We start from the raw sequence: 26,057 nt of genomic DNA, 5'->3' as shown, positions 1-26,057 counted from the left end.
GCGACGCTCGGCATCGCGCCGGGCCTTTCCATGCTAGGGAGAACGTCATGCTGCCGACCACTCATGCCTTCTGGTGGCTCATCGCCTTCGCGGCGCTGTTTGCCGTGCCGGGCATGCTCTACGCGCGCCGCCACACCGAGAGCCTCGAGGACTTCATCATCGCCCGCAACAGCCAGGGCGCCACCGCCACGGTGCTGACCCTGATGGCCTCGACGCTGGGCACCTGGATCCTGTTCGGCCCCGCCCAGGCGGCCACCTGGGGCGGGCTGGGCGCGATTGCCGGCTATGCGCTGGGCTCGCTGGCGCCACGGCTGGTGATGATTCCGCTGGGGCGGCGCCTGCGCGAGCTCTCGCCGGGCGGCCACTCGCTCACCGAGTTCGTGATGAGCCGCTACGGGCGCCCCATGTACGCCTTCACCCTGGTGATCATGCTGTTTTATCTCTTCATCTCCCTGGCCGCGGGGATCACCGCCATCGCCAAGATGGTCGGGCTGCTGGCGCCGGTGCCGCTCTGGGCGACCAGCTCGGTGGTGATGGCCGCCACCCTGCTCTACACCCTGTACGGTGGCCTGCGCGCCTCGATCTTCACCGACAAGGTGCAGATGGTCGTGATCCTGCCGCTGCTCGCCGTGCTGCTGATCGTCGGCTGGCAGGCCGCCGGCGGCCTCAAACCCACCCTCGCCGGCCTCGAGGCGACGGCGCCGCGGCTGCTGGACATCACCGACCTGGGCGGGCTCAAAGCTGGCCTCACCTTCTTTTTGGCCGTGATGCTGACCGGGCTCTTCTATCAGGGCAACTGGCAACGGGTCTACGCCGCCCAGAGCAACCGCGCCGTGGCCCTGGGCTTCCTGCTCGGGGGCCTTCTGAGCGCGCCGATGATCTTCGTGATGGGCCTGTTCGGCCTGGCGTTCGTGGGACTGGGGCTGCCCGGCGACGGTTCGGTGGCGCTGTTCAGCGTGCTGCTCGCCGACATTCCCGCCTGGTTCGCGGTGGGGCTGATCTTCCTCGGCCTGGCGCTGGTCATGAGCAGCGCCGACACCACCCTGAGCGCCGCCTCGAGCATGATCGCCGTCGACGGCGGGCGCCTGCTGCCCGGCGCCAGCGACCAGCGGCTGATGCGCCTGTCGCGCTGGCTGATCCTGCTGCTGGCACTGCCGGTGACCTTCGTCGCCGCCCAGGGCTACAGCGTGCTCTACCTGTTCCTGCTGGCCGACCTGCTGTGCTGCGCGGCAGCCTTCCCGGTGTTCTTCGGGCTGTTCAACCGCCGCTTCGACGGGCGCGCCGCGGTGCTCGCTACCGTCAGCGGCCTGGTCGCCGGCCTCACCCTTTTCCCGGCGCCGGGCGACGCCCTGACCACCCTGATGGAATCCTTCCTGCTCGCCACCTTCATGCCGGTCGTGACGGGCCTGGCGCTGCTGGCGCTGCTGCCGGCCAAGCAGCGCTTCGACTTCGCGGTGCTCAGCGCCGGCGCGCGACGCTTCGAGGGGTAAGCACCTTTCGGCCGATAAAGAACGGCCCCACACGACAACGCTCCTTTCGAGGGGCGTTTTGCGTTCTGGGGCGCCGTGAGCGAATCGCTAGGGGCGTCGGCCCGCCGGGCGCTCGAGGCCGAGGTGGCCGCGCAGCGTGGTGGCGGTGTACTCCTCGCGGAAGAGCCCGCGGCGCTGCAGTTCCGGCACCACCTGGTCCACGAAGTCCTCGATGCCGCCGGGCAGCGACGGCGGCATCAGGTTGAAGCCGTCCGCCCCGCGGCCGTGGAACCAGCGCGCCATCTCGTCGGCGATGCTCTCCGGGGTGCCGACCATGGTGCAGTGGCCGCCGCCGGCGGCGAGCCGCCCCAGCAACTCGCGCAGGGTCGGCCGTTCGGTCTCGATGATGCGCAGGATGCTGGCGTAGCGCCCCTGGGGGCCGCGGAACTCAGCGAGCGGCGGCAGCGTCGGCACCGGCGCATCCAGCTCCCAGTCGCTGCAGTCCTGCTCGATGAAGAGCCCGAGCTGGCGCAGCGAGGCCGCCACCGGCAGGCACTCGTCCAGCTCGCGTTGCTTGGCCCGGGCCTCCTCCATGGTGGAGCCGACGTAGGTGACGAGCCCCGGCAGGATCGGCACCGGCGCGGAGCGTCCGGCCGCTTCCACCCGCGACTTGATGTCCCGGTAGTAGCCCTGGGCGGTCGGGAGGTCGTAGGCGACTGCATAGATCGCCTCGGCGTAGCGCGCCGCCAGGTCGCGCCCCTGGGAGGAGGCGCCCGCCTGCACCAGCACCGGATGGCCCTGGGGCGGGCGCGGCAGGTTCAGGGGCCCGTCCACCAGGAAGTGCTCGCCGTGGTGGTCGATCCGGCGCACCTTCTCCGGGTCGGCGTAGCGACCCTGGCGGCCGCGCTCGATGGCATCGTCGGCCCAGCTGTCCCACAGCGCCAGCACCGTCTGCACGAACTCCTCGGCGCGCGCATAGCGCTCGGCATGCGGGGGCATGGCCGGGTAGCCGTGGTTGCGCGCCTCGCTGTCGAACATCGAGGTCACCACGTTCCAGCCCACGCGCCCGCCGGAGATGTGATCCAGCGAGCCCACCAGCCTGGCGGCGTGGAAGGGGGTGTAGAAGGTGCTCGAGAGCGTGCTGATCAGCCCGACCCGCCGGGTGGCCCGGCTCATGGCGGAGAGCGCGGTCAGCGGCTCGAGATGCCAGTTGAAGCCGTCCTCCACACTGCCGGCACTCATGCCGTCGGCGAAGAACACCGCATCCAGCTTGCCGCGCTCGGCGGTGCGGGCCAGGGACTCGTAGTAGGCGATGTCGCCGAGTCGCTCGGCGCAGGAGTCGGGATGCCGCCACGCCGCGCGATGGTGGCCGCAGCCCATCACGAACAGGTTGAGGTGCAGGCTCTCGTCGGGGTTGCGCGGTTTCATCACCCTTTCACCAGTCCGCCGTCGACGATCAGGTTCTGGCCGGTGACCGCCCTCGCCCAGGGCGAGGCGAAGAACAGCGCCGCGTCGGCGAACTCCTCGGGTGTGGTCACCCGGCGCAGCGGGGTGTTCTGCGCGATCAGGTCGAAGACCGCCTCCGGGGTCGCGCTGGACGCATCGGTGGTGCGCAGCAGCCCGCCGGAGATCATGTTCACGGTGATGTTGTCAGGCCCCAGGTCGTTGGAGAGGGTGCGGGTCAGCGAGAGCAGTGCGGCCTTGCCGGCGGTGTAGTCGTGATAGGGCACGACGGGGTTCTGGAAGAGGTTGGTGCCGACATTGATGATGCGACCGCCGCCCTGCTCGCGCATGCCGGCAAGCGCCGCCTGGATGGTGTTCAGCGCGCCGCGGTTGACGCCCTCGAGCTGCTGCTGGAGGCGTGCCCAGTCGAGCGTATCGGCGTCGGGACGCGCGTCGCCGTTGAAGGTGAACTCGGGCAGGGCGTTGTTGATCACGGTGGTGATCGGAGTGCCAAAGTGGCCACGCGCCTGCTCGAACAGCGCCTTGACCGCCTCGGCCTCACGCACGTCGGCCTGAACGGCCAGGACCCGCTGCGGCGCCTCCTTCACCAGCGCCTCGGCGGCCTCGCGGCTCTGGTAGTAGTTGACCACCACGCGGGCGCCCTGGTCGAGGAAGGCACGGGTCAGGTGGGCGCCAAGACCGCGAGCGCCGCCGGTCACGAGCACGACCTGCTGGTCGAGCGGGAGGGAGGAAACAGCCATGAGGACTCCTTGTTGCGCGGCGGAGGGCGCCGCGCTGGAGCCGGCCGACATCCCTTCGCCAGTGTGAACTGGATCAGGTTCGACGGGTATCATCTCAGCGGCCACTGCCGCACCCCGTGTCTCGGGCCACCATAGCGCATTCAGGCAAGCAGCAACAGCCGGGCTGGCGTTCCAGCTCGTGACGTGAGCCTTGGCCTGACCGGAGGGATACTGGAGGTCTTTTAGAAACTGGAGCGGGAAACGAGATTCGACTGGGCCGGCACTCCGGATCGTGATCCGAGCCTTGGCGTGTCGATATTGACCATATAGAAGATTGGAGCGGGAAACGAGATTCGACTGGGCCGGCACTCCGGATCGTGACCCGAGCCTTGGCTTGTCGATATGGGTTTCTTACAAGATTGGAGCGGGAAACGAGATTCGAACTCGCGACCCTCGCCTTGGCAAGGCGATGCTCTACCACTGAGCTATTCCCGCTGATCTGGAGGGCGTGCTTGTGAGAAGTGGCGTCCCATAGGGGGTTCGAACCCCTGTTACCGCCGTGAAAGGGCGGTGTCCTAGGCCACTAGACGAATGGGACACATGGAGCGGGAAACGAGATTCTACCGGGCTGGCGTACCAGCTCGCGACCCTCGCAGGCCCTACTCATATCCAATCAACCCGAAGGAAGAATGGAGCGGGAAACGAGATTCGAACTCGCGACCCTCGCCTTGGCAAGGCGATGCTCTACCACTGAGCTATTCCCGCTTGGTCTTCTCGCACTGTGTTGCTACCGGCTGCTGAAGGTGGCGTCCCATAGGGGGTTCGAACCCCTGTTACCGCCGTGAAAGGGCGGTGTCCTGGACCACTAGACGAATGGGACGCAATTTTACCTTCAAACTACTACCTTCCTCGAAAGGAAGATGGAGCGGGAAACGAGATTCGAACTCGCGACCCTCGCCTTGGCAAGGCGATGCTCTACCACTGAGCTATTCCCGCACTCCGGTACCTGAACGAATCGAGTGGCGTCCCATAGGGGGTTCGAACCCCTGTTACCGCCGTGAAAGGGCGGTGTCCTGGACCACTAGACGAATGGGACGCATTGGCTCGCTCGTCGAGGTGCGGCGAATATTACCGACGACCCCGAAAGCTGTCAAGCACCTCTCGCCGCTCGTTGATACCGCGTGACCTGCCAGGGGCCGCCACTGGAAACCCCCACCCGGCAAGATGTCAGAATGAGGGCGAGACGCCGAGCCCGCCGCCGGCTCAACGACGCAATGAGGAGAGAGTCCATGCGCAGCAAGATCGAGAAGAGCGACGCCGAATGGCGTGAGCAGCTGACGCCCGAGCAGTACCGCGTCACCCGCGAGAAGGGCACGGAACCGGCCTTCAGCGGGAAATACCACGTGAGTGATGAACACGGCATCTATCACTGCGTCTGCTGCAATGCGCCGCTGTTCGAGAACGAGCACAAGTTCAATGCCGGCTGCGGCTGGCCGAGCTTTGATCGCCCCTTCACGCCGAAGTGCGTCGCGGAGCAGACCGACACCAGTCACGGCATGCAGCGCACCGAGGTGACCTGCGCACGCTGCGATGCCCACCTCGGCCACGTCTTCCCCGACGGCCCGCGGGAGACCACCGGACTTCGCTACTGCATCAACTCGGTGGCGATCGAGTTCCACGCCGGCGAGTAGCCGCGAGCCCCGCGACTGTCCTGCCCGGAGACGGCCGTCCATCTGCTATGATGACGGCCGTTTTTATTCACGCTCATGCAGGAGAGGCTCGATGCTCGGCTGGTTTCCGGGACACATGAACAAGGCGCGCCGGCAGATCCTCGAGGCGCTGCCGGAGATCGACGTGGTGATCGAGGTGCTCGATGCCCGTCTGCCCTACTCCAGCGCTAACCCCATGCTCGCCGAGCTGGCGCGCCACAAGCCGGTGCTCAAGATCCTCTCGCGGGCCGATCTGGCCGACCCTGAGCGCACCCGGGAGTGGACGGCCTTCTTCGACGCCCAGGCCGACACCCGGGCCCTGGCGGTGACCACCACCCAGGCCCGCGAGCTCAAGCGCATCCCCAAGCTGTGCCACGAGCTGGCCGGCCAGGTGCGCGCCGACCGCGACGTGCGGGTGATGGTCATGGGCATTCCCAACGTCGGCAAGTCGACCCTGATCAACGGCCTGGCCGGACGCACGATCGCCAAGACCGGCAACGAGCCCGCCGTCACCAAGCGCCAGCAGAAGGTGCGCATCGGCGGCCGCGTGGCGCTGACCGACACCCCCGGGGTGCTGTGGCCGAAGATCGAGGACCAGGCCAGCGCCCACCGCCTGGCCGCCAGCGGCGCCATCCGCGACACCGCCATCGACTACGTCGACGTGGCCGTGGTCGCCGCCGCCGAGCTGGCCCGGCGTTATCCCGAGGCGCTCAGCGCACGCTACAAGCTCAAGTCGCTGCCGGCGTACACGGCGCACCCCGACGCCGACCAGGTGGATGCCGACGGCCCCGTGCGGGTCGACCTGCTAGCCCTGTCAGGCTACGACGGCCACGCCATCCTCAGCGAGATCGCCTCCAAGCGCGGCGGCCTGCGCACCGGCGGCGAGGTCGACCTGCATCGGGGCGCGGAGGTGCTGCTCCACGAGCTGCGCGACGGCAAGCTCGGTCGCCTTACCCTGGAGACCCCGGCGGACATCCCGGTCGCGCCGGAACCGGAGGAAGCGCCCCGCGAGGATGGTGGCGACGACGCCGAACCCGCATAATCGCAGGCGACGCCGACGAACAACGACCGCCCACCAGAGGCGGCACACGGACATCACTGGATTCAGCGCCCATGGATACCCCCCCGATCAGGAAATCGCACAAGCTCGAGAACGTCTGCTACGACATTCGCGGTCCGGTGCTCGAGCACGCCAAGCGGCTGGAAGAAGAAGGCCAGCGCATCCTCAAGCTGAACATCGGCAACCCCGCGCCGTTCGGCTTCGAGGCACCGGAGGAGATCCTCCAGGACGTGATGCGCAACCTGCCTACCGCCCAGGGCTACTGCGATTCCAAGGGGCTCTACTCGGCGCGCAAGGCGATCATGCAGGAGTGTCAGCGCAAGGAGATCCCCGGCGTCGGCATCGAGGACATCTACATCGGCAATGGCGTCTCGGAGCTGATCGTGATGGCGCTGCAGTCGCTGCTCAACGACGGTGACGAGGTGCTGATCCCGGCGCCCGACTACCCGCTGTGGACCGCCGCCGCCAACCTCTCGGGTGGCCACGCCGTGCACTACCGGTGCGACGAGCAGGCCGACTGGGCGCCGGACATGGACGACATCCGCGCCAAGGTGACCGCCCACACCCGGGCCATCGTGATCATCAACCCCAACAACCCCACCGGCGCCGTCTATCCGCCGGCGGTGGTGCGCGAGCTTCTGGAGATCGCCCGGGAGCACGACCTGGTGGTGTTCTCCGACGAGATCTACGACAAGATCCTCTACGACGGCGTCGAGCACGTCTCCACCGGGGCACTGGCCGGCGATGACCAGCTGGTGGTGACCATGAACGGGCTCTCCAAGAGCTATCGCTGCGCCGGCTTTCGCAGCGGCTGGATGATCCTCTCCGGGAACATCGCCAAGCAGCGCGCCGCCGACTTCATCCAGGGGCTGACCATGCTGGCCTCGATGCGCCTGTGTGCCAACGTGCCGGCCCAGCACGCCATCCAGACGGCGCTGGGCGGCTATCAGTCGATCAACGACCTGATCCTGCCCGGCGGGCGCCTGCTCGCCCAGCGCGATATCACCGTCGAGAAGCTCAACGCCATTCCCGGGGTCAGCTGCACCCGGCCCAAGGGGGCGCTCTACGCCTTCCCGAAGCTCGATCCGAAGGTCTTCAACATCCAGGACGACCAGCAGCTGGTGCTCGACCTGCTGCTGCAGGAGAAGATCCTGCTGGTCCAGGGCACGGCCTTCAACTGGCCCGAGCCCGATCACGTGCGCATCGTCACCCTGCCCTGGGCCGACCAGCTCGAGGATGCCCTGGACCGCTTCGCGCGTTTCCTGTCGCGCTATCGCCAGTAGCCGAGGCGATGCTTGCCCGCCGCTTGAAACCCGGCGGGCCAGCCCGTATCTAAGCAAAAGCTTGTCTACGCCGCTACCGCGGCGCCTCGTAACGACGACTGGAGAGTTCCGGCAATGATGAGAATCCTGCTGTTCCTGGGCACCAACCTGGCGGTGATCCTGGTGGCCAGCATCACCCTGCGCCTGCTGGGGGTGGAGAGCTACCTGAACGCCCAGGGCATGAACTTCAATGCCCTGCTGATCTTCTGCTTCGTCTTCGGCATGGCCGGCTCGATGATCTCGCTATTCATCTCCAAGTGGATGGCCAAGCGCTCGACCGGCACCGTGGTGATCGAATCGCCGAGCAACTCCACCGAGCAGTGGCTGCTCGACACCGTGGGTGAACTCGCCCGCGAGGCCGGCATCAAGATGCCGGAGGTGGGTATCTTCCCCGCCCAGCAGTCCAACGCCTTCGCCACCGGCTGGAACAAGGACGATGCCCTGGTGGCGGTCTCGGCCGGCCTGCTCAACCGCATGCGCCCCGAGGAGGTGCGCGCGGTGCTGGCCCACGAGATCGGCCACGTCGCGAACGGCGACATGGTGACCCTGGCGCTGGTGCAGGGGGTGCTCAACACCTTCGTGATGTTCTTCGCCCGGGTGGTCGCCCACCTGATCGACGGCTTCCTGAAGAGTCGCAGCGACGGTGAAGGCGGCCTCGGGTTCATGGGCTACTTCGCGGTGGTGATCGTCGCCGAGATCGTCTTCGGCCTGATCGCCTCGGCCATCGTCGCCTGGTTCTCGCGCTTCCGGGAGTACCGGGCCGACACCGCGGGCGCCCAGCTCGCCGGCAGCGGCGCCATGATCAATGCCCTGGCGCGGCTCAAGGCCGAGACCGAGATGCCCGACCAGATGCCGGATACGCTGCGGGCCATGGCCATCACCAAGGGCCAGACGCGCTCGCTGATGGAGCGGATGTTCGCCAGTCACCCGCCCCTGGATGATCGCATCCGCGCCCTGAAGGAGGCGGCCTACCGCCAGTAACCTTCGCTGTCGGCCGGTGCCGCAATCGAAAGCCCCGGCACCCCGCCTGACAGGATCGTCCCGAAACGCAGCAGGCCCGCCGATTAGCGGGCCTGCTGTCGTTTTGGGCCGTGGCGACGAGACCGTCGCGTCGCACTCCTCAGTCGGCGGCGATCCGAAACCCCGCCCCCGCCAGCAACGGCCGTAGTTCCCGAGCCCCCTCCCCCAGGGCGACCTCGAGGGAGGCGACCTCGCGGCGCAGCGGATAGCGCGCCCGGCAGCCATCGAAGCCCTTGGCCATGCCCTGGCGACGCGCCTCGCGGTGCAGGCTGTCGTGGTCGCGCCGCGAGTCATAGACGGCGCGCAGACACAGGCGCAGCGCCTCCTCGGGCGACAGGCCGGCCTCGAGGGCCAGGCGCGCCACGGGCGGCGCGGGCGCCAGGTCATCCATCGTCAGGCGCGCCGGCAGGCCGACATGATGGGCCAGGGCGCGGTAGATGTGATGGGTGCCGCGCAGCTTGCCGTCCAGGCTGTAGCCGGCGATGTGCGGCGTGGCGATCTCGGCGAGATCGGCCAGGGCGGCATCGATGGCGGGCTCGTGTTCCCAGACGTCGAGCACCGCCGTGATGTCGCCCTGCCCCGCCAGACGCTGGCGCAGCGCCCGGCCATCCACGCAGTCGCCACGCCCGGCATTGAGCAGCAGCGTACCCGGCGCCAGGGCCGCGAGACGCTGGGCATCGAGCAGGTGATGGGTGACATGAGGGCCTTCGCTCACCAGCGGCGTATGCAGGCAGAGCACATCGCACTCGTCGATCAGGGTGTCGAGATCGTAAAAGCCGGTCAGGCCCTCCGCCTCGATGCTCTCTGCTTCAACCCTGGGCGGGTCGCAGGCCAGGCAGTCGATGCCCATGGCGGTGAGCCGCCCGAGTAGCCGCCCGCCGACGTTGCCCACGCCGACGATGCCGACGCGGCGTTCGGCGAGCCGGAAGTCGTGGCGTTCGGCCAGGGTCGAGAGGCTTGCCAGCACGTAGTCTACGACCGCCTCGGCGTTGCAGCCCGGGGCGCTGGCAAAGGCGATATCCTGGTCGGCCAGGGCCTGCTGATCCACATGATCGGTGCCGATGGTGCAGGTGCCGACGAAGCGCAGCGGCGAGCCCATCGCCTTCGCCTCGTCGATCAGGGCCGCATCGACCCGGGTAATGGAGCGCACCACCAGGGCATCGGCCGAGGCGAGCGTGGCCGGGACGATCTCTCGCCCCGGCACGCGGACCACCTCGCCCAGCGCGCCGAAGCAGGCCTCGGCGGCGGGAACATTGGCATCGACGACGATTTTCATGGCTGACTCCCGACTTCCACAACGCTGCGACTTGTTCAGTGTGCCCAAGCCCTTACAATACCGCCATACGCCACACAGGGCGCGCCGCCGGCGGCGCCCTAAACCTCTGGAGCTGCCGTGATCGTCCGCTGGGAAACCGACCATGACTATGTGCTGGTGCATGTCCATCAGGACATGTTCGGCGACTGGATCTTCAGCCGCGCCTGGGGCCAGATCGGCACCCAGTTCGGCGGCCTGAAGCATCGCCTGGCCGACGACCATGCCCAGGCGATGATGTGGCTGGCCGACGAGTCCACCATCCTGACCTCCCGCGGCTTTCGCAAGGTGCTGGAGGTGGAAGCCGAGAGCGCCGAGGGGCGCGACGCCGTCAGCCAGCTATCGCTGCTGGATTCGCTCTAGGGGGCGCGCCTGAACGCCCCTCGCCCACGGCCTACCCCAGGTAGCGCCGCCCGCCGCGTAGAGTCGCCCCCTTGGCCACCCTCGTCGTCACCCCGGATAGCGTTTCGCCGCTCAGCTGTCGCTGCAGCGCCTGCCAAGCGGCCTCATCGAGCCAGCCCCGTGCCGCCAGCCACTCCGCCAGGCGCTCGGGCTGCATGCCGCGATCCAGCTCCTGCCCCGCCTCGTCCACCAGCACGGGGATACGTACCCCGTAGCGCTCGACCAGGGCGTCATCGTCGCTGATCTCGACCCGCTCGAGCCGATACGGCGTGTCGCAGAGGGTCACCATCAGCGCCTCGAGCTGCTCGCAGAGGTGACAGCCCAGGGTGGTGTAGAGCTTCAACCGGATCACGACGCCTCCCGGTAACGGATCAGGAAGCGGATCGAACGTTTCATGCCGACACCTCCCGATGGCGAATCAGGAAGCAGTGGTGCAGGTCCGGGCGTCGAGTGAAGTCGGGATCGAAGGTCTTCGCCGAGATATCCTCGACCCGATACTGCTCGGCCAGGTCCTTATCCAGCCGGAAGCGCCGCTGGTTGTTGGAGAACACCAGAGTACCGCCCGGCGCCAGGCGCGCCATGGCCAGGCGCACCAGCTGGCCGTGGTCGCGCTGCACGTCGAGGGTATCGGCCATCTTCTTCGAGTTGGAGAAGGTCGGCGGGTCCATGAAGATCAGGTCGAACTCGCCGCCGGCGGTCTCGAGCCAGCGCAGGCAGTCGTCGCGCACCACCCGATGGCGACTCGGGTCGAGCCGGTTGAGGGCGAAGTTGTCCCGCGCCCACTCCAGGTAGGTGTTGGAGAGATCGACGCTGACGCTCTCGCTGGCGCCTTCGCCCTGCTCGGCGCCCTCCTTCTGCGCCCCCAGGGCCGCCTGCACGGTGGCAGTGGCGGTGTAGCAGAAGAGGTTGAGGAAGCGCTTGCCGGCGGCCATCTCGCCGAGCATGCGCCGCACCGGGCGGTGGTCGAGGAACAGGCCCGTATCCAGGTAGTCACGCAGGTTGACCCACAGCCGCGCCCGCCCCTCGCGGACCTCGAAACGCTCGCCGCTCGCCGCCTGCTTGCGATACTGATCCTTGCCGCTCTGCCGCTCGCGGCGCTTGATCACCACGCGGCTCGGGTCGATGTCGAGCACCTCGGGAATCACGCCCAGCGCCTCGTACAGACGCCTCTGGGCCTGGGCGGCATCGACAGACTTGGGTGCCGCATACTCCTGCACGTGCACGCGATCGCCGTAGATATCGATGGCCAGGGCGTATTCGGGCATGTCGGCATCGTAGAGCCGGTAGCACGGCTCGCCGGAGCGCTTGAGCCACTTCTTGAGACGCTTGCGGTTCTTCTCCAGGCGATTGGCGAACATCTGCGCGCCCTCGGAGCGCGCCGGGGGCGCCTTGGCGGCGGCCGCGTCGCCCGAGGTCGTTCCCTCGCCATGCGCCGCTGATGCGCCCTCGCCCCGCTCGGGAATCGCCATCAGCAGCAGGCGCGCATCCAGCGGCCCGTTCTTCAGCGAGTAGTGCTTGTGGGCGCGCAGCCCGATGCGGTGACCGAGGTCCGGGTTGGCGGTGAACACGGCCAGCTGCCAGCCCGGGAAGGCCGCCTTGACCCGCTCGCCGAGCTGCGCATAGAGCTGCACCAGTTCCGGCAGCTCGCCGAGGCGCTCGCCGTAGGGCGGGTTGGTCATCACCAGCCCCGCGGGTGAGTCGGGCAGGCCCTCGGGGCGCGAAAGCCCGGTCAGGGCCGCGCCCTTCAGCTCGATCAGCGCCGGTACGCCGGCGCGCATGGCGTTGGCCCTGGCCGCCGCCAGCGCGGGGGGGCTTTCGTCGAAGCCATACAGCCGCGAGCGGCAGCGCTTGCGCCCGATGCTCGCCCGGGCCTCGGCCTCGCGCTTGAGCTCGCGCCAGCAGGCTTCGTCATGGCCGGCCCAGCCGTGGAAGCCGAAGCGCTCACGACTGAGCCCCGGGGCGATGTCGGCGGCCATCAGGGCGGCCTCGATCAGCAGCGTGCCGGCGCCGCACAGCGGATCGACCAGCGGCGCGCCCTGCGCGGCCAGCGCCGGCCAGCCGGCACGCACCAGCAGGGCGGCGGCCAGGTTCTCCTTGAGCGGGGCATGGCCGACGTCGCGGCGGTAGCCGCGGCGGTGCAGGCTATCGCCCGAGAGGTCCACGCCCAGCGTCAGCCGACCCCGATGCAGGTGGGCGTACAGGCGCAGGTCGGGCTGTCGGGTGTCGATATCGGGCCGCGGCCACGCCTCGGCATGCAGGCGATCCACCACCCCGTCCTTGACGGTCTGGGCGCCGAAGCGGGTATGACGGATCGCCTCGGTGCGCCCGTGGAAGTCCACGGCCAGGGTCTTGCCGGGGGCGAGGTGATCGCGCCAGTCGATGGCGGCGGCGGCGGCGCGCAGCGCCTCGGGGGTCTCGATGCCCTCCTCCCGGGCCAGGCAGAACACCACCCGGTTGGCCAGCCGCGACCACAGGCAGGCGCGATAGGCGTTCGCGAGGCTGGCAGTGAAGAACACCCCGGCCACCGTGGTCTTGCCGGGGGTGGCACCCAGCGCGGCCAGCTCGTCGGCCAGCAGCAGCTCGATGCCCTTGGGGCAGGTCGCCAGGAAGTGAAGGGAGTCTGGGGATTGCTGTTCGGTCATGGAGTATCCATCGGCGCGGCGTAAGGCCGGCATGGTGGCGTGACGATCAGGTGAACGCCTTGTTACAAATCATCGGTCGACAATCGTCGTCATCTTGGGCTATCAATGACTGAGTAGCTACTGAATGACGCATGCGTTCCTGTCATCGGGTGTGGAGTCTTTTTGCAGCTGTGTTCGCACAGCCAGGATCTTCTAGGGATCAGGAGATCACGCAGTGTTTGACGCCTCCCGAGCAACACGAATCCGGTCTCGAGACCGGGTTCTCGTCGGTACCTTCATCAAGAGGTAGTCCAATGAAACGACAGAAACGTGATCGCTTCCAGCGTGCCTATGTTCATGGGTACAAGGCGGGTCTCTCGGGTCGTTCCCGCGATGAGTGTCCCAGCCAGGATATCAATCTACGCGAGTACTGGATGAGCGGTTGGCGTGAAGGTCGTGGGGATCAATGGTCCGGCATGACGGGTGTCTCAGGTATTCACAAGAACCCCATGGTGGTGTGACCCCGACTCCCCGGGTCATCAATCCATCGTCGATGATGACGACGAACCCCTCAAGCCCATGGCCCTGCCATGGGCTTTTTCATGCTCGCGCGCCGGGCAACCTACCTGTCCTCACGCCTTGCTTGCCAGGTCGCGCAGCGCCCGGGCGCACTCGCCCACTAGTTCGGGGCCGCGATAGATAAAGCCCGAATAGAGCTGCACCAGGTCGGCGCCGGCGGCTACCTTGCCCAGCGCCGCCTCGCCGCTGTCGATGCCGCCCACGCCGATGATCGGCATATCGGGCAGGCGGCGACGCAGCTCGCGGATTACCGCGTTGGAGGGCTCGAGTACCGGTCGTCCGGAGAGCCCGCCCTGCTCGTCGCCGTGGGCAAGCCCCACTACCGCCTCGCGGGAGACCGTGGTGTTGGTGGCGATCACCGCGTCAATGGCGTTGGCCTCGAGGGCTCCTGCCACCAGGCCGACCTCATCGACGCTCATGTCCGGGGCGATCTTCACCGCCAGGGGCACGCGCCGTCCGCTCTCGCGATCGAGCCGGCGTCCCTCCTCGCGCAGGGCCCCGAGCAGCGCATCGAGGTGCTCGCCGAACTGCAGGTTGCGTAGCCCCGGGGTGTTGGGCGAGGAGATGTTCACTGCGATGTAGTGCGCGTGGGCATGCACCTTGCCGAGACAGGTCAGGTAGTCATCCACCGCCTGCTCCACCGGGGTGGTCAGGTTCTTGCCGATGTTGATGCCGATCACGCCGTCGTAACGGCTCGCCTGCACCCTGGCCACCAGATGGTCGACCCCGGCGTTGTTGAAGCCCATGCGATTGATGATGGCGCCGGCTTCCGGCAGCCGGAACATCCGCGGCTTCGGGTTACCGTCCTGGGGCCTCGGCGTCACGGTGCCCACCTCGACGAAGCCGAAGCCCAGCGCCCCGAGGGCGTCGAGATGATCGGCGTTCTTGTCGAGCCCGGCGGCCAGTCCCACCCGATTGGGAAAGCGCAGCCCCATCACCTCGACCGGATCCTCGACCCGAGCCCCGCCCAGCCGCGACGCCAGGCCCAGGCGACCGGCCAGGTCCAGGGCGGAGAGCGCCATGCCGTGGGCGGTCTCGGCATCGAGACGAAACAACAGCGATCGGGCAAGCGAGTACATGGTGGCTCCTGGGCAATGGCGAGCGGAGAGGGGGCTGGCGCGGCACCACCGACGGCGCGGCGGCAAGCGGGGCGAGAGTATACCAGCCCCGTTCCCTCGAGACGACGCGCCCGGCGCGGGGCCCAACCGGCTGGCCCGGCGCGCCACGGCTCCATCATTCGCGCCATTTATGCTCTACTGGGCCCTCGACGAGTTCCTTACTCAGGACACCGCGAGGCGGACGGCCCGCCTCGATGCACCATTGCCAGGAAGCGCCTATGACCGATACCACCGAGACACTCGAGCACCGCCTGTCGCGGATCCACCTGGCGCTGGAGAAAGAGCAACTGGAGCAGGTCGACGACGTACTCTCCGACCTCGAACCCGCGGAAGTGGCCCTGCTGCTGGAATCGTTGCCGCCGGCGGCGCGCATCAGCCTGTGGGAGCGCGTGCCGGGCGAGATCGACGGCGAGGTGTTGCTGCACGTGCACGACGAAGTGCGCGGCACCCTGATCGACGACATGGATCACGCCGAGATCGTTGCCGCCACCACCGGCCTGGACACTACCGATCTGGCCGAGATCTTCGAGGATCTGCCCCAGCAGGTCGCCGCCGACATGCTGCGCTCCATGGACGCGCTGCAGCGCTCGCGGCTGCAGGAGACACTCTCCTTCGAGGAGGACAGCGCCGGGCGACTGATGCGCACCGATACCATCGCCGTGCGCGCCGATGTCAGCCTGGAGACCGTACGGCGCTTCCTGCGCTGGAAGGAGGCGGTCCCCGACAACACCCACATGCTGATGGTGGTGGACCGTGACGGCCGCTTCGTCGGCGTGCTGCCGCTGGCGCGACTGATCGCCAACGACCCCGAGATGGCCGTGGCCGACCTGATGGACAGCGAGGTGGACAGCATCCAGGTGACCATGAAGTCGACCGACGTGGCCACCCTCTTCCAGACCCACGACCTGACCTCGGCCCCGGTAGTCGACGAGTCGGGCCTGCTGCTCGGGCGCATCATCATCGACGACATCGTCGACGTGATCCGCGAGAACTCCGAGCAGGCGCTGATGAACATGGCGGGCCTGGACGAGGAGGAAGACCTCTTCGCCCCGGTGATGCCCAGCGCCAAGCGCCGCGCCGTATGGCTCGGCATCAACCTGCTGACGGCCTTCCTGGCCGCCTGGGTGATCGGGCGCTTCGAGGCGGCCCTGGATCAGATCGTCGCCCTGGCGGTGCTGATGCCGATCGTCGCCAGCATGGGCGGCATCGCCGGCAGCCAGACCCTGACCCTGGCGATCCGCGGCCTGGCCCTGGGGCAGATCAGCCGCACCAACAGCCAGTGGCTGCTGCGCAAGGAGATCGGCATCGCCGCCCTCAACGGCGTGCTGTGGTCGCTGGTGGTGGCCGTGCTCGCGGTGCTGTGGTTCAACAGCATCGCCATCGGCGTGATCATCGCCGCCGCGCTGGTGATCAACATGCTGGCGGCCGGGGTCGCCGGCATCGTGATCCCGCTGATGCTCAAGCGGGCGGGTATCGACCCGGCCCTGTCGGGCTCGGTGATCCTGACCACGGTGACCGACGTGGTGGGCTTCATGTCCTTCCTGGGTCTTGCCACCGTGTTCCTGCTCTAGCGCCTGCGCCAGGCGTGTCGCGCCGATACGCCGCCGCCAGATGCACGAAACCCCGCCAGTGGCGGGGTTTCGTGTCTTCAGGGCCTCGATGAATCGGGCACGATCAGGCGCGGTTGCTCTCGGCCAGGTCGACCAGCTCGCGTACCGCCACCGCAAAGAGCGGGAAGCCGCCGTGGGTGCCGCTGCTCACCTCCTCGACCAGGCGGCACCAGCGCTGGTGCATGCCCTGGTGGAGGGTCAGCCACTGGCTGACACGCTCGCTGGAGTCCTTGGCGCCGTTCTCCATGCCCAGCACGCTGGTGGTCAGCGCCAGCTGCTGGCGATCGATGTCGTCGCGGAAGGTCTCGCGGGCCTGCGCCTGCCAGCTGTCGCGCACCTTGAGCTCGGTGATCCGCTGGATCATCCACGGCAGCTCGAGCCGGTCGCCGATCTCGTAGAAGACCTCGGCCACGCGCTGGGGCTTCTCCTGAGTCTGGCGCGCCGTCTGGATGATGCCCAGCGCCGCATAGAGGCTGTTGGCGGCGGCCACGGTAGCGGCCAGGGCCTCGGGCACGCCGGCCTCCACCAGCGCCTTGCGACGCGCCTCCCAGGCATCGTGCTCCTCGCCCCGCAGGCGCTTGCCGATGTTCTCCTGCAGCTGCGCCAGGCGCGGCGCGAAGAAGTCGATGGCCTCCTGGGTGCTCATGCCGGTGCGGTTGCGCAGGAACCAGCGGGTGGCGCGGCGCAGCATGCGCATCAGGTCGAGCATCATGTCGTACTGCACGGCACTCGAGACCTGGTTGTCCAGCGCCTCGATCTGCTCCCACAGGCGCGGCAGCTGGAAGCTGTCGCGAGCGATCACGTAGGCCCGAGCGATCGCGGCGCGGTCGGCGCCGGTGGAATCGATCAGCCGGCGCACGAAGACGACGCCCATGTGATCGACCAGATCGTTGGCGACCTGAGTGGCAACGATCTCGCGGGTCAGCCGGTGCTCATACACCTCGTCGCGATAGCGCTCGACGAGCACGCTCGGGAAGATCCGCTCGACGAACTTGACGATGGTCGGGTCGTCCGGGACATCCGAGGCGATCAGGTCGCCCTTGAGCACGCTCTTGGCGTAGGAGATCAGCACCGAGAGCTCCGGCAGCAGCATCCCCTGCTCGTTGGCGGCACGCTCCTGGAGCTGCTCGTCGTCGGGCAGGAACTCCAGCTCGCGATCGATCTGGCCGGCCACCTCCAGCTCGCTGATGAAGCGCCGGAAGGGACCGATGCCCTGCTTCGAGAGACGCTCGGCGAGATCCAGCGCCTGGGTCTGACGATAGTTGTCCTTGAGCACCAGGTCCGAGACCTCGCCGGTCATGTCGGCCAGCAGCTTGTTGCGCTGCTTCTCGGTCATGTCGCCGCGCTTGACCACCTCGTCGATGAGGATCTTGATGTTGACCTCATGGTCGGAGCAGTTGACCCCGCCGGCGTTGTCGATGAAGTCGGTGTTGACCCGCACGCCCTTCGCGGCGGCCTCCATGCGGCCCCGCTGGGTGAGGCCGAGGTTGCCGCCCTCGCCGACCACCCGGCAGGTGAGCTCGCGACCGTCGACGCGCAGGCCGTCGTTGGCCTTGTCGCCGACCTGAGCATCGGTCTCCTCGCTGCACTTCACGTAGGTGCCGATGCCGCCGTTCCACAGCAGGTCGACCCGCGACTTGAGCATCGCGCGGATCAGCTCGTTGGGGGAGAGCTTGTCCTCCTTGATGCCGAACAGCGTCTTCATCTGCCGGGAGATGGGCACGGTCTTGGCGGCGCGGCTGAAGATCCCGCCGCCCTCGGAGATCAGCGAGGCATCGTAGTCCTGCCAGCTGGAGCGCGGCAGGTCGAACAGGCGCTGGCGCTCGGCGAAGCTCGCCGCCACGTCCGGGGTCGGATCGACGAAGATGTGCAGGTGGTTAAAGGCGCCGACCAGACGAATCTTGTCGGAGAGCAGCATGCCGTTGCCGAAGACATCGCCCGCCATGTCGCCGATGCCGACCACCGAGAACTCGTCCTGCTGGGTGTTCAGCCCCAGGCCGCGGAAGTGGCGCTTGACCGACTCCCAGGCGCCCTTGGCGGTGATGCCCATCTTCTTGTGGTCATAGCCGTTGGCCCCGCCCGAGGCGAAGGCATCGCCCAGCCAGTGGCCATACTCGGCGGAGATCTCGTTGGCGATGTCCGAGAAGGTCGCGGTGCCCTTGTCGGCGGCCACCACCAGGTAGGCATCGTCATCGTCGTGGCGCACCACGTCCTCGGGCGGCACAATCTCGCCGCCCACCCGGTTGTCGGTGACGTCGAGCAGGGCGCGGATGAAGATCTTGTAGCAGGCGATGCCTTCCTGCTGGATGGCATCGCGATCGGCGCCCTCGGGCATCCGCTTGCAGACGAAGCCGCCCTTGGCGCCCACCGGCACGATCACCGCGTTCTTGACCTGCTGCGCCTTGACCAGCCCCAGCACCTCGGTGCGGAAGTCCTCGAAGCGGTCGGACCAGCGCAGCCCGCCGCGGGCGACCTTGCCACCGCGCAGGTGCACGCCCTCGACTCGCGGCGAGCAGACGAAGATCTCGTGGGCCGGCCGCGGCTTGGGCATGCCGGTGATCCGGGAGGGCTCCATCTTGAAGGCCATGTAGTCCTTCTGACGGCCGTCGGCGCCCTTCTGGTAGTAGTTGGTGCGCTGGGTCGCCTGGATCATCTCCATGTAGCGGCGCAGGAGCTGGTCGTCGTTGAGGCTGGCGACGTCGTCGAGCAGCGCCAGTATGCGTGCGCTGCAGGCTTCGACCTCGCCTTCCGGCGGGCGCTCGCTGGGATCGAAGCGCAGCTCGAACAGGGTCACCAGCTCGCGGGTGATCTCCGGATGATTGACCAGGGTGGTGGCCATGTAGTCCTGGGAGACGCCGAAGCGGATCTGCTTCAGGTAGCGGGCATAGCCCCTGAGCATGGCGACTTCGCGCCAGTCCAGGTTGGCGCCGATGATCAGCCGGTTGAACGGATCGTTGTCCGCCTCGCCGATCCAGATGCGCTGGAAGGCCTCGATGAAGGGCGCGCGCATCTCCTGGAGGTTGACCTCGTTGCTGGTGTGGTGCTCGAGATCGAAGTCGTGGATCCAGTAGCTGTGATCCTGGGCCTGCACCTCGTAGGGGCGCTCGCCGAGCACGCGCAGCCCGAGGTTCTCCATCATCGGCAGTACGTCGGAGAGCGGGATCGGCCGGTCGCGGTGGAACAGCTTGAGGTTGACGCCGCTGCCCTCTTCCTCGACCAGGCGGTAGAGCGACAGGGCCAGCGGGGCGCCGTCATCCAGCTCGCTGATGTGCTGCAGGTCGTAGACCGCGGTGCGCGCCGAGAAGTCGTCGCGGTAGCTCGCCGGGAAGGCGTCGCGGAAGCGGTCCATCAGCAGGTTGGCCTGCTCCTCGCCGAAGCCCTCGATGGCGGCGCCCTGCAGGTCGTCGCGCCAGTTGCGGGCCAGCGTCGCCAGCTTGGCTTCCAGGCGGCGCAGGTCATACTCCGTCGGCCGGTCGCCCTTGAAGCGCAGGATGAACTGGATGCGTGCGAGCACCGACTCGGAGAGGTAGGTGTTGAAGTCGCCGAAGGTGGCGTCGAGCTCCTCGCACAGCATCTGCTGGATGCGCTGGCGCAGCTCGGTGGAGAAGACATCCCGCGGCACGAAGGCCAGGCAGGAGTAGAAGCGCCCGGAGCGATCCTCGCGGATGAACAGCCGCACGCGGCGCCGCTCGCGCATGTCGAGGATGCCCAGCGCCGTCTGCGTCAGCTCGTCGGTATCGATCTGGAACAGATCGTCGCGGGGATAGACCTCGAGGATGTGCAGCAGGTGCTTGCCGTTGTGGCCCTTGGGATTGAAGCCGGCCTTGTCCATCACCGTGGTGAGCTTGCGACGCAGGATCGGCACGTTGCGCGGCGACTCGTTGTAGACCGTGGCGGTGAACAGGCCCAGGAAGCGCCGCTCGCCGATCACCCGCCCCTGGTCGTCGTAGCGATCGATGGAGATGTAGTCGGGATAGGTGGGACGGTGGATCCGCGCATGGTGGGCGCTCTTGGCGAACGACAGCAGCTGGGGCACCAGCACGAAGCGGTCACCCTCGACGCCCTGATCGGTGCGGATGCGCTCCTGATAGCGGGGCTGGTCGAGGCGGAAGACGCCGAGCTCGCTCTGCTCGACCCGATCCAGGCGCTGGCGGCCCTGCTCCTCGTGGACGGCGTATTCGTCGTAGCCGAGGAAGGTGAAGTTGTCGTGGAGCAGCCACTCGACGAAGGCCGTGGCCTCCTCGTGATCCTCGACCTTGACCTGCTCGGGCCGCGAGGCCTTGAGCTCGGCCAGGGCCGCCCGGGCCTGGTCGCGCATCGGCTCGAAGTCAGCCACCGCGGTGCGCACGTCGCGAAGCACCTCCTGCAGGCTGGCCTCGATCTCCTCGAGCACCGCCGGGTCGGAGTGGCGATCCACCTCGATGGCGATCAGCGACTCGCGGTGCGCCGGGGCATCGGCCTGCTGGGTCGGCGTGACCCGCTCGAGGCGATGCTCGCCGTCGCGCTGGCTAGCCAGCACGGCATTATGAATGGCGTGCACGGTCATGCCACGGCGGTTGAGCTCGATGCGCACCGAGTCGACCAGAAAGGGCATGTCCTCGTGCAGCACGGCGATGAAGGTATGGGTGGACTGCCAGCCGTGCTGCTCGAAGTCGGGGTTGAAGACCCGCACCTTGGGATCGGCGGGATCGAACTGCTGCAGGAAGTGCCACACGGAGAGCGTGGCACCGTAGATGTCGTCGAGACGGCGGTCGGCCAGGTCGTCGAGCGGGATCGTGGCATAGAAGTGGCGGGCGAAGGCATGGACCTGGGCGGCCTTGTCCTCGTCCAGACGGCCTTGCAGCCGCTCCTCGAGTTGCTTGAGCAGATCCTCGCGGGTCTCCTCGTGTGCGACATGTTGCATCCATCACCTCGGCTGCCAGCGGCCGCCGGAAGCGGCCGGAAGAACTTGACGGGCGGCCTCCTGGCCGCATCGCCGTCCAGCTTACGTCACTTCCCGAGCCGCCCCCAACCACATGCCTCTTCACTCATGGAGCATGTCGGTTACGCATCGTGGCTTGACAACGCGCCCACTCCTTCGACCAAGGTCGAATCAGTCGCGACGCACCAGCAGGACCCCACATTCGCAGTGGTGGGTCCAGGGAAACTGGTCGAAGAGCGCGAAGCGCCGAATCTCGTGGGTGCGGGTCAGCGTCTCGAGATTCTCGGCCAGGGTCTCGGGGTTGCATGAAATATAGACGATACGCGCATAGTCGCTGAGCTGCTGGCAGCTCTCCTCGTCGAGGCCGGCCCGCGGCGGGTCCACCAGCACCGTGGAGAAGGCGTAGTCGTCGAGGGCCATCTCGCTCACCCGGCGACCGCCCTTCTCGCCTTTCAGGGCCTGGGAGAACTCCTCGGCGGACATGCGCCCCACCTCGGCGTTGTCGATGCCGTTGGCCTCGAGGTTGATCCGCGCACTGGCCACCGAGGTCCGCGAGATCTCTGTGGCCAGCACCCGTCGGAAGTTGCCGGCAAGCGCCACGGTGAAGTTGCCGTTGCCGCAGTAGAGCTCCACCAGGTCGCCGTCCTGGCTGCCCTGGGTGACGTCCCGCGCCCAGGACAGCATCGAGCGGCAGATCTCGGCGTTGGGCTGGGTGAAGCTGTTCTCCACCTGCTGGTAGACCAGTGACTCGCCGTCCACCGCCAGGCGCTCCCAGACGTGGTCGCGCTCCAGCACCAGGCGCTGCTTGCGGGCGCGGCCGATGATCATGATGCCCAGCGCCTGCTGCAGGGCACGCGCCTCGGCCTCCCAGGCCTCATCGAGACGACGATGGTAGATCAGCGTCACCAGCGCCTCGCCGGTCAGGGTGGTGAGGAACTCGACCTGGAACAGGCGGCGGCGCAGCAGGTCGTTGTCGCGGATCGCGTCGAGCAGGCGAGGCATGAGGTCGTTGATCTGCCGGCCGGCCACCGGATAGTCATCCAGGCGAACCACCGTCTTCTTCTTGGGATCCTCGGGATCGACCTCGAACATGGCGTAGAAGAGATCGTCGCCCTCGTGCCAGAGACGGAACTCGCAGCGCTGGCGGTAGTGGCTCGGCGGCGAGGGAAAGACTTCCAGCGACGGCGGCGCGAAGCGCGCGAAGTCGCGGATGATGCGCTCGCGCTTGGCCTCGAGCTGCTGGTCATAGCGGGCGGGGTCGACGACGGGAATGGCCACGGCGGCTCCTGTGGTAAAGGTCAGTGATGAATAGGGGGGGAGAATACGGCGAACGCGGGTCATTCAACCCGGATGCAGCGACCGCGGCGGAGCAAAGCCGAAGGCGGCAAGCCCTCTGCCCAGACGCTCGTCGGGGGCCGTGACGAAGCTCGGCCCGGCGGCTTGGCAGCGATCGGGGGCCGTCACCACCTGGGCCACGCGGCGCGCGATGGCCTCCCCGGAGTCGATCCAGGCCACCTCGCGAGGGGCCGCCTCGGCAAGCCAGCGGCGCAGCAGCGGGAAGTGGGTGCAGCCCAGCACGACGGTATCCAGGGCCGGCTCAGCGGCCGACGACACGTCCCAGAGCGGCGCGAGGGCTCGCCCGATCGCCGCGCGGTCCGGCACCTGCCCGACCACCAGGCGCTCCGCCTCGCCCACCAGGGCATCGGCGGCAACCCGGGTGACGCGGCAGTCGGCCGCGAAGTCCTGGATCAGCCGCAGGGTATAGGGGCGTGACACGGTGGCGCTGGTCGCCAGCAGGCCGATATGGCGCGTCCGGCTCACGGCGGCGGCCGGCTTGATGGCCGGCACCGTGCCGATCACGGGCACAGTCAGGCACTTGCGCAGGGCATCCAGCGCCAGGGTACTGGCCGTGTTGCAGGCCACCACCAGCGCCCGAGCGCCGCTGGCCGCCACCGCCGCCTGGCAGACGGCCTGGATTCGCTGCACCAGCCAGGCATCCTCGCGTCGCCCGTAGGGCAGCATGGCGTTATCGCAGGCGTAGGCCAGGGCGACACCGGGCAGCCGGTGGCGCAGCGCCTGCACCACCGACAGGCCGCCCACGCCTGAATCGAAGACCAGGATCGGGGCCACCATCAACCGAGCGTCCCTGCCAGGGGCGACGTCAGCGACGAAAGGAACAGCGATGGGACGTGCGCGAGACAAAGAGGCATGGTTGGGGAGTGACCGCGGGCGATGCCGGCCATTCTACCCCAGAGTCGTGGCCGAGCCGAAATGGCGAGGCTTCCTTGCACGAGACAAAGCCATTCTATCCGCAGCCGCACTATCTATCGCCGCACCATCTATCGCCGTACAACCTAATAGCCGTACAACCTAATAGCCGTACAACCTAATAGCCGTACAACCTAATAGCCGTACAGGTGAGTGGTCGGGAGAACGACAACGGGGCCCCGGCCATGGAGGCCCCGAGTAGATGGTTGGACTCAGGTCTGAGGGACGGGGGCGTCGCGCAGCTCGTGATAGAGCTCGGGATAGGCCTCTTCCAGGCGCGCGACATGATCCTGGGCACCCTCCGGCAGAGCGTCTTCCAGTGCCTTCAAGTCCTCGTCGCTGAAGTTCTCGCGAATCAGCGGGAAGAGCTGTTCACGCTCTTCCCTGAGGTAGGCGCGGTGGCTCTCCAGGTAGGACTTGAGGTCCTCGGCGAACCGATCCATCGGCACGACCGAATCCATGAGAATCATGTCGAGGTCGTTGGAGAGACGGTTCAGCCGGGCCTTCAGCGAGCGATAGTCCTTGGCGAGCTGCTCGGTGACCTCGGCGGTCGACGGATCCAGCTCCTTGAGCCGCTCGCTGCAGACCTTTTCGAGGGGCCGGGTGAAACCTTCCTGATAGTCGAGGATGTAGTCCACGACCTCTCTGACCAGCTGGAAGTTGGGGCGCTCCCCCTGGGCCAAGGTCTTCTGCTTGAGCTGCAGAACGTGCAACATGCGCGCCATGTTGGCATGATCCTGACGCAACTGGTTCAGCTTGGGCATGTCGGCGATCTCCTCCAGGGCGATATGGGACACAAGCGGTGGATCAGGGGGCGACGGTGCTGACAATGATGGTTCGGACCTCCACCAGCATTGGATTCGCCACGGCACGTCAGGTTCACCGGGCGATAGCGTGCACCAACGAGACGACCCGCCTCAGGCTAGTCTCCCGGGGCGAATCTTGCCTGTCATCCAAGGTCGTATTGCCTGCGACGACACATCCACTCTAGCAGCCACGCGCCAAGGAGTCAGACATGGATCTCTTCCAGCGCCACGCCCCAGACGATGCGGCCCCCCTGGCCTTTCGCATGCGTCCGCGCCGCCTCGAGGACTACGTGGGCCAGCAGGCGCTGGTGGGTCCCGGCAAGCCGTTGGCGCGCATGGCCGAAAGCGGGGTGGTGCGCTCGATGATCCTCTGGGGGCCTCCCGGCACCGGCAAGACCACCCTGGCCGAGATCCTCGCCGAGGTCTCCGGCGCCCACCTGGAACACCTCTCGGCGGTGATGGCCGGGGTCAAGGAGATCCGCGCCGCGGTCGATCGCGCCCGCGACTTCCAGGCCAGGGAGCGCCCCACCCTGCTGTTTCTCGACGAGATCCACCGTCTCAACAAGAGCCAGCAGGACGCCCTGTTGCCCCATGTGGAATCGGGGCTGCTGACGCTGATCGGCGCCACCACCGAGAACCCCTCCTTCGAGGTCAACTCGGCGCTGCTCTCCCGGGCCCGGGTCCACGTCCTCAAGTCGCTCACCGAGGCCGAGCTCGTGGAGGTCATGCAGCGGGCACTGAATGATGAGGTGCGTGGCCTGGGCGCCCGGCGGATCCAGGTGGACGAGGAGGTGCTGGCGATGCTGGGCCGCGCCGCCGCCGGCGATGCCCGCCGGGCGCTGGGCCTGCTGGAGACCGCCTGCGACTTCACGCTGGCCGAGGGAGACGACGAACGCCTGCCCCGGGAGGCGCTGGAGGATGTGATCGGCCACACCGCCAGCGCCTTCGACAAGCAGGGCGATCATTACTACGACCTGCTCTCGGCGATCCACAAGTCGATCCGCTCCTCGCGCCCCGACGCCGCCCTGCTCTACATCGCCCGCTTCATGCAGGGCGGCGGCGACCCGCTGGACGTGATCCGTCGCCTGACGGCGATCGCCTCGGAGGACGTCGGCAACGCCGACCCGCGCGCCCTGCCGCTCGTCATGGCGGCCTGGGATGCCTACCTGCGCCTGGGCGACTACGAGGGCCAGCGCGCCATCGCCCATGCCGCCATCCATCTGGCGGTGGCCCCGAAGAGCAACGCCATCGACCGCGCCTGGAAGCAGGCCAAGGAGCTTGCGGCCTCGCAGCCGCGGCTCGAAGTACCCACCTACCTGCGCAACGCCCCGACCAAGCTGATGGAGTCGCTGGGCCACGGCGAGGGCTATCGCTACGCGCACAGTGAGCCCGACGGCTATCCGGCCGGCAGCGCCCACGACTGTTGGCCCGACGAGGTGCCCCACCGCCCGCTCTATCAGCCCACCCCCCACGGCCAGGAGAAGCGCTACGCCCAGATGATGGCCTGGCGGGCGCAGCGGGACGGCGAGGCGGACGGCGGCGCATAGCGCCAGGCGGCCAGGCAGGATGACCTGACACCAAAAAGAACCCCCGCCGGATCTGACATCCGACGGGGGCACTCATTCATTTCCTCAACGCTGGCACCCGCCACCGAACC

The 26,057-nt window shown here is 67.7% G+C and carries 19 protein-coding genes, 6 tRNA genes and 1 riboswitch; of the genes, 9 read left to right on the top strand and 16 right to left on the bottom strand.

Features of this window, described 5'->3' with window-relative positions; genetic code table 11:
- Positions 1-47 precede the first annotated feature (47 nt).
- Positions 48-1,490 carry a sodium:solute symporter family transporter gene (locus ABE957_RS04340; RefSeq protein WP_349757452.1) on the top strand — a complete coding sequence of 481 codons (1,443 nt, stop codon included), beginning with the start codon at positions 48-50 and terminating at the stop codon, positions 1,488-1,490.
- Between the two features lie 87 nt (positions 1,491-1,577).
- Here the strand turns inward: ABE957_RS04340 and ABE957_RS04335 are convergent, their stop codons facing one another.
- From ABE957_RS04335 to ABE957_RS04300, 8 genes are all read right to left on the bottom strand, one after another.
- Positions 1,578-2,897 carry an LLM class flavin-dependent oxidoreductase gene (locus tag ABE957_RS04335; protein ID WP_349757451.1) on the bottom strand — a complete coding sequence of 440 codons (1,320 nt, stop codon included), beginning with the start codon at positions 2,895-2,897 and terminating at the stop codon, positions 1,578-1,580.
- Entirely contained in the window at positions 2,897-3,673 is a 777-nt protein-coding gene (locus tag ABE957_RS04330; RefSeq protein ID WP_349757450.1) for a 3-oxoacyl-ACP reductase, read from the bottom strand. Before ABE957_RS04330 ends, ABE957_RS04335 begins: the two co-directional genes overlap by 1 nt.
- 33 nt (positions 3,674-3,706) lie before the next feature.
- A riboswitch (TPP riboswitch) is annotated at positions 3,707-3,800 on the bottom strand.
- 272 nt (positions 3,801-4,072) lie between these two features.
- Positions 4,073-4,147: transfer RNA gene (locus tag ABE957_RS04325), tRNA-Gly, on the bottom strand.
- A 27-nt stretch (positions 4,148-4,174) separates the two neighbouring features.
- Positions 4,175-4,250 (bottom strand) — tRNA-Glu (locus tag ABE957_RS04320).
- Positions 4,251-4,342: 92 nt separating this feature from the next.
- Positions 4,343-4,417: transfer RNA gene (locus ABE957_RS04315), tRNA-Gly, on the bottom strand.
- Between the two features lie 39 nt (positions 4,418-4,456).
- Positions 4,457-4,532, bottom strand: a tRNA-Glu gene (locus ABE957_RS04310).
- 41 nt (positions 4,533-4,573) lie between these two features.
- Positions 4,574-4,648, bottom strand: a tRNA-Gly gene (locus ABE957_RS04305).
- Positions 4,649-4,672: 24 nt separating this feature from the next.
- Positions 4,673-4,748: transfer RNA gene (locus ABE957_RS04300), tRNA-Glu, on the bottom strand.
- A gap of 193 nt (positions 4,749-4,941) precedes the next feature.
- On the opposite strand from ABE957_RS04300, the gene msrB reads away from it, so the two are divergent.
- From msrB to htpX, 4 genes are all read left to right on the top strand, one after another.
- Positions 4,942-5,343: a peptide-methionine (R)-S-oxide reductase MsrB gene (gene msrB, locus ABE957_RS04295; RefSeq protein ID WP_349757449.1), complete on the top strand. Its 402-nt coding sequence runs from the start codon at positions 4,942-4,944 to the stop codon at positions 5,341-5,343.
- A gap of 91 nt (positions 5,344-5,434) precedes the next feature.
- The gene (gene ylqF / locus ABE957_RS04290) at positions 5,435-6,403 is read left to right on the top strand and encodes a ribosome biogenesis GTPase YlqF (protein ID WP_349757448.1); all 969 of its coding nucleotides are present in this window, start codon (positions 5,435-5,437) and stop codon (positions 6,401-6,403) included.
- Positions 6,404-6,474: 71 nt separating this feature from the next.
- Positions 6,475-7,704, top strand: coding sequence for a pyridoxal phosphate-dependent aminotransferase (locus tag ABE957_RS04285; protein ID WP_349757447.1), 1,230 nt, complete (start codon positions 6,475-6,477; stop codon positions 7,702-7,704).
- A gap of 114 nt (positions 7,705-7,818) precedes the next feature.
- The gene (htpX, locus tag ABE957_RS04280; RefSeq protein WP_349757446.1) at positions 7,819-8,724 is read left to right on the top strand and encodes a protease HtpX; all 906 of its coding nucleotides are present in this window, start codon (positions 7,819-7,821) and stop codon (positions 8,722-8,724) included.
- Between the two features lie 139 nt (positions 8,725-8,863).
- Here htpX and pdxB read toward each other — a convergent pair whose 3' ends face one another.
- Positions 8,864-10,039, bottom strand: a complete 1,176-nt coding sequence (gene pdxB / locus ABE957_RS04275) for a 4-phosphoerythronate dehydrogenase PdxB (protein WP_349757445.1) — start codon at positions 10,037-10,039, stop codon at positions 8,864-8,866.
- Between the two features lie 117 nt (positions 10,040-10,156).
- Between pdxB and ABE957_RS04270 the strand changes: the two genes are divergently transcribed.
- A complete protein-coding gene (locus ABE957_RS04270) occupies positions 10,157-10,438 on the top strand; it encodes a hypothetical protein (RefSeq protein ID WP_089847898.1) in 282 nt (93 codons plus the stop codon).
- A 31-nt stretch (positions 10,439-10,469) separates the two neighbouring features.
- On the opposite strand, the gene ABE957_RS04265 is transcribed toward ABE957_RS04270, so the two are convergent.
- Positions 10,470-10,829: a glutaredoxin family protein gene (locus ABE957_RS04265; protein WP_349757444.1), complete on the bottom strand. Its 360-nt coding sequence runs from the start codon at positions 10,827-10,829 to the stop codon at positions 10,470-10,472.
- 40 nt (positions 10,830-10,869) lie between these two features.
- On the bottom strand, positions 10,870-13,119 hold the full coding sequence (rlmKL, locus tag ABE957_RS04260) for a bifunctional 23S rRNA (guanine(2069)-N(7))-methyltransferase RlmK/23S rRNA (guanine(2445)-N(2))-methyltransferase RlmL (protein ID WP_349757443.1): 2,250 nt from the start codon (positions 13,117-13,119) through the stop codon (positions 10,870-10,872).
- 293 nt (positions 13,120-13,412) lie between these two features.
- On the opposite strand from rlmKL, the gene rmf reads away from it, so the two are divergent.
- Positions 13,413-13,619 (top strand): ribosome modulation factor, encoded by a 207-nt coding sequence (rmf, locus tag ABE957_RS04255; RefSeq protein WP_089847892.1) that lies wholly within the window; start codon positions 13,413-13,415, stop codon positions 13,617-13,619.
- A gap of 111 nt (positions 13,620-13,730) precedes the next feature.
- On the opposite strand, the gene ABE957_RS04250 is transcribed toward rmf, so the two are convergent.
- A complete protein-coding gene (locus tag ABE957_RS04250) occupies positions 13,731-14,756 on the bottom strand; it encodes a quinone-dependent dihydroorotate dehydrogenase (protein ID WP_349757442.1) in 1,026 nt (341 codons plus the stop codon).
- Between the two features lie 257 nt (positions 14,757-15,013).
- Between ABE957_RS04250 and mgtE the strand changes: the two genes are divergently transcribed.
- Positions 15,014-16,366, top strand: a complete 1,353-nt coding sequence (gene mgtE, locus ABE957_RS04245) for a magnesium transporter (RefSeq protein WP_349757441.1) — start codon at positions 15,014-15,016, stop codon at positions 16,364-16,366.
- Between the two features lie 103 nt (positions 16,367-16,469).
- Here the strand turns inward: mgtE and ABE957_RS04240 are convergent, their stop codons facing one another.
- The 4 genes from ABE957_RS04240 to ABE957_RS04225 form a co-directional block, all read right to left on the bottom strand.
- On the bottom strand, positions 16,470-21,308 hold the full coding sequence (locus ABE957_RS04240) for an NAD-glutamate dehydrogenase (protein WP_349757440.1): 4,839 nt from the start codon (positions 21,306-21,308) through the stop codon (positions 16,470-16,472).
- Between the two features lie 189 nt (positions 21,309-21,497).
- A complete protein-coding gene (gene trmA / locus ABE957_RS04235) occupies positions 21,498-22,604 on the bottom strand; it encodes a tRNA (uridine(54)-C5)-methyltransferase TrmA (protein WP_349757439.1) in 1,107 nt (368 codons plus the stop codon).
- 63 nt (positions 22,605-22,667) lie between these two features.
- Positions 22,668-23,459, bottom strand: coding sequence for a glutamate racemase (murI, locus tag ABE957_RS04230; protein WP_349757438.1), 792 nt, complete (start codon positions 23,457-23,459; stop codon positions 22,668-22,670).
- 347 nt (positions 23,460-23,806) lie between these two features.
- A complete protein-coding gene (locus ABE957_RS04225; RefSeq protein WP_349757437.1) occupies positions 23,807-24,358 on the bottom strand; it encodes a hemerythrin domain-containing protein in 552 nt (183 codons plus the stop codon).
- 251 nt (positions 24,359-24,609) lie between these two features.
- Between ABE957_RS04225 and ABE957_RS04220 the strand changes: the two genes are divergently transcribed.
- Positions 24,610-25,947, top strand: a complete 1,338-nt coding sequence (locus ABE957_RS04220; protein WP_349757436.1) for a replication-associated recombination protein A — start codon at positions 24,610-24,612, stop codon at positions 25,945-25,947.
- Positions 25,948-26,057: the final 110 nt, after the last annotated feature.

The sequence above is a fragment of the Halomonas pelophila genome (assembly GCF_040196315.1).
Lineage (GTDB): Bacteria > Pseudomonadota > Gammaproteobacteria > Pseudomonadales > Halomonadaceae > Halomonas > Halomonas pelophila.
Note: the sequence above shows the minus strand (reverse complement) of the source record. Positions and strands in the feature narration are given on the sequence as shown.

Coding starts and splice junctions, on each gene's coding strand:
- murI (WP_349757438.1), bottom strand. CDS start 23,459: ATGGTGGCCCCGATCCTGGTCTTCGATTCAGGCGTGGGCGGCCTGTCG.
- ABE957_RS04225 (WP_349757437.1), bottom strand. CDS start 24,358: ATGCCCAAGCTGAACCAGTTGCGTCAGGATCATGCCAACATGGCGCGC.
- ABE957_RS04240 (WP_349757440.1), bottom strand. CDS start 21,308: ATGCAACATGTCGCACACGAGGAGACCCGCGAGGATCTGCTCAAGCAA.
- pdxB (WP_349757445.1), bottom strand. CDS start 10,039: ATGAAAATCGTCGTCGATGCCAATGTTCCCGCCGCCGAGGCCTGCTTC.
- ABE957_RS04330 (WP_349757450.1), bottom strand. CDS start 3,673: ATGGCTGTTTCCTCCCTCCCGCTCGACCAGCAGGTCGTGCTCGTGACC.
- ylqF (WP_349757448.1), top strand. CDS start 5,435: ATGCTCGGCTGGTTTCCGGGACACATGAACAAGGCGCGCCGGCAGATC.
- msrB (WP_349757449.1), top strand. CDS start 4,942: ATGCGCAGCAAGATCGAGAAGAGCGACGCCGAATGGCGTGAGCAGCTG.
- ABE957_RS04335 (WP_349757451.1), bottom strand. CDS start 2,897: ATGAAACCGCGCAACCCCGACGAGAGCCTGCACCTCAACCTGTTCGTG.
- rmf (WP_089847892.1), top strand. CDS start 13,413: ATGAAACGACAGAAACGTGATCGCTTCCAGCGTGCCTATGTTCATGGG.
- ABE957_RS04285 (WP_349757447.1), top strand. CDS start 6,475: ATGGATACCCCCCCGATCAGGAAATCGCACAAGCTCGAGAACGTCTGC.
- ABE957_RS04250 (WP_349757442.1), bottom strand. CDS start 14,756: ATGTACTCGCTTGCCCGATCGCTGTTGTTTCGTCTCGATGCCGAGACC.
- ABE957_RS04220 (WP_349757436.1), top strand. CDS start 24,610: ATGGATCTCTTCCAGCGCCACGCCCCAGACGATGCGGCCCCCCTGGCC.
- mgtE (WP_349757441.1), top strand. CDS start 15,014: ATGACCGATACCACCGAGACACTCGAGCACCGCCTGTCGCGGATCCAC.
- htpX (WP_349757446.1), top strand. CDS start 7,819: ATGATGAGAATCCTGCTGTTCCTGGGCACCAACCTGGCGGTGATCCTG.
- rlmKL (WP_349757443.1), bottom strand. CDS start 13,119: ATGACCGAACAGCAATCCCCAGACTCCCTTCACTTCCTGGCGACCTGC.
- ABE957_RS04340 (WP_349757452.1), top strand. CDS start 48: ATGCTGCCGACCACTCATGCCTTCTGGTGGCTCATCGCCTTCGCGGCG.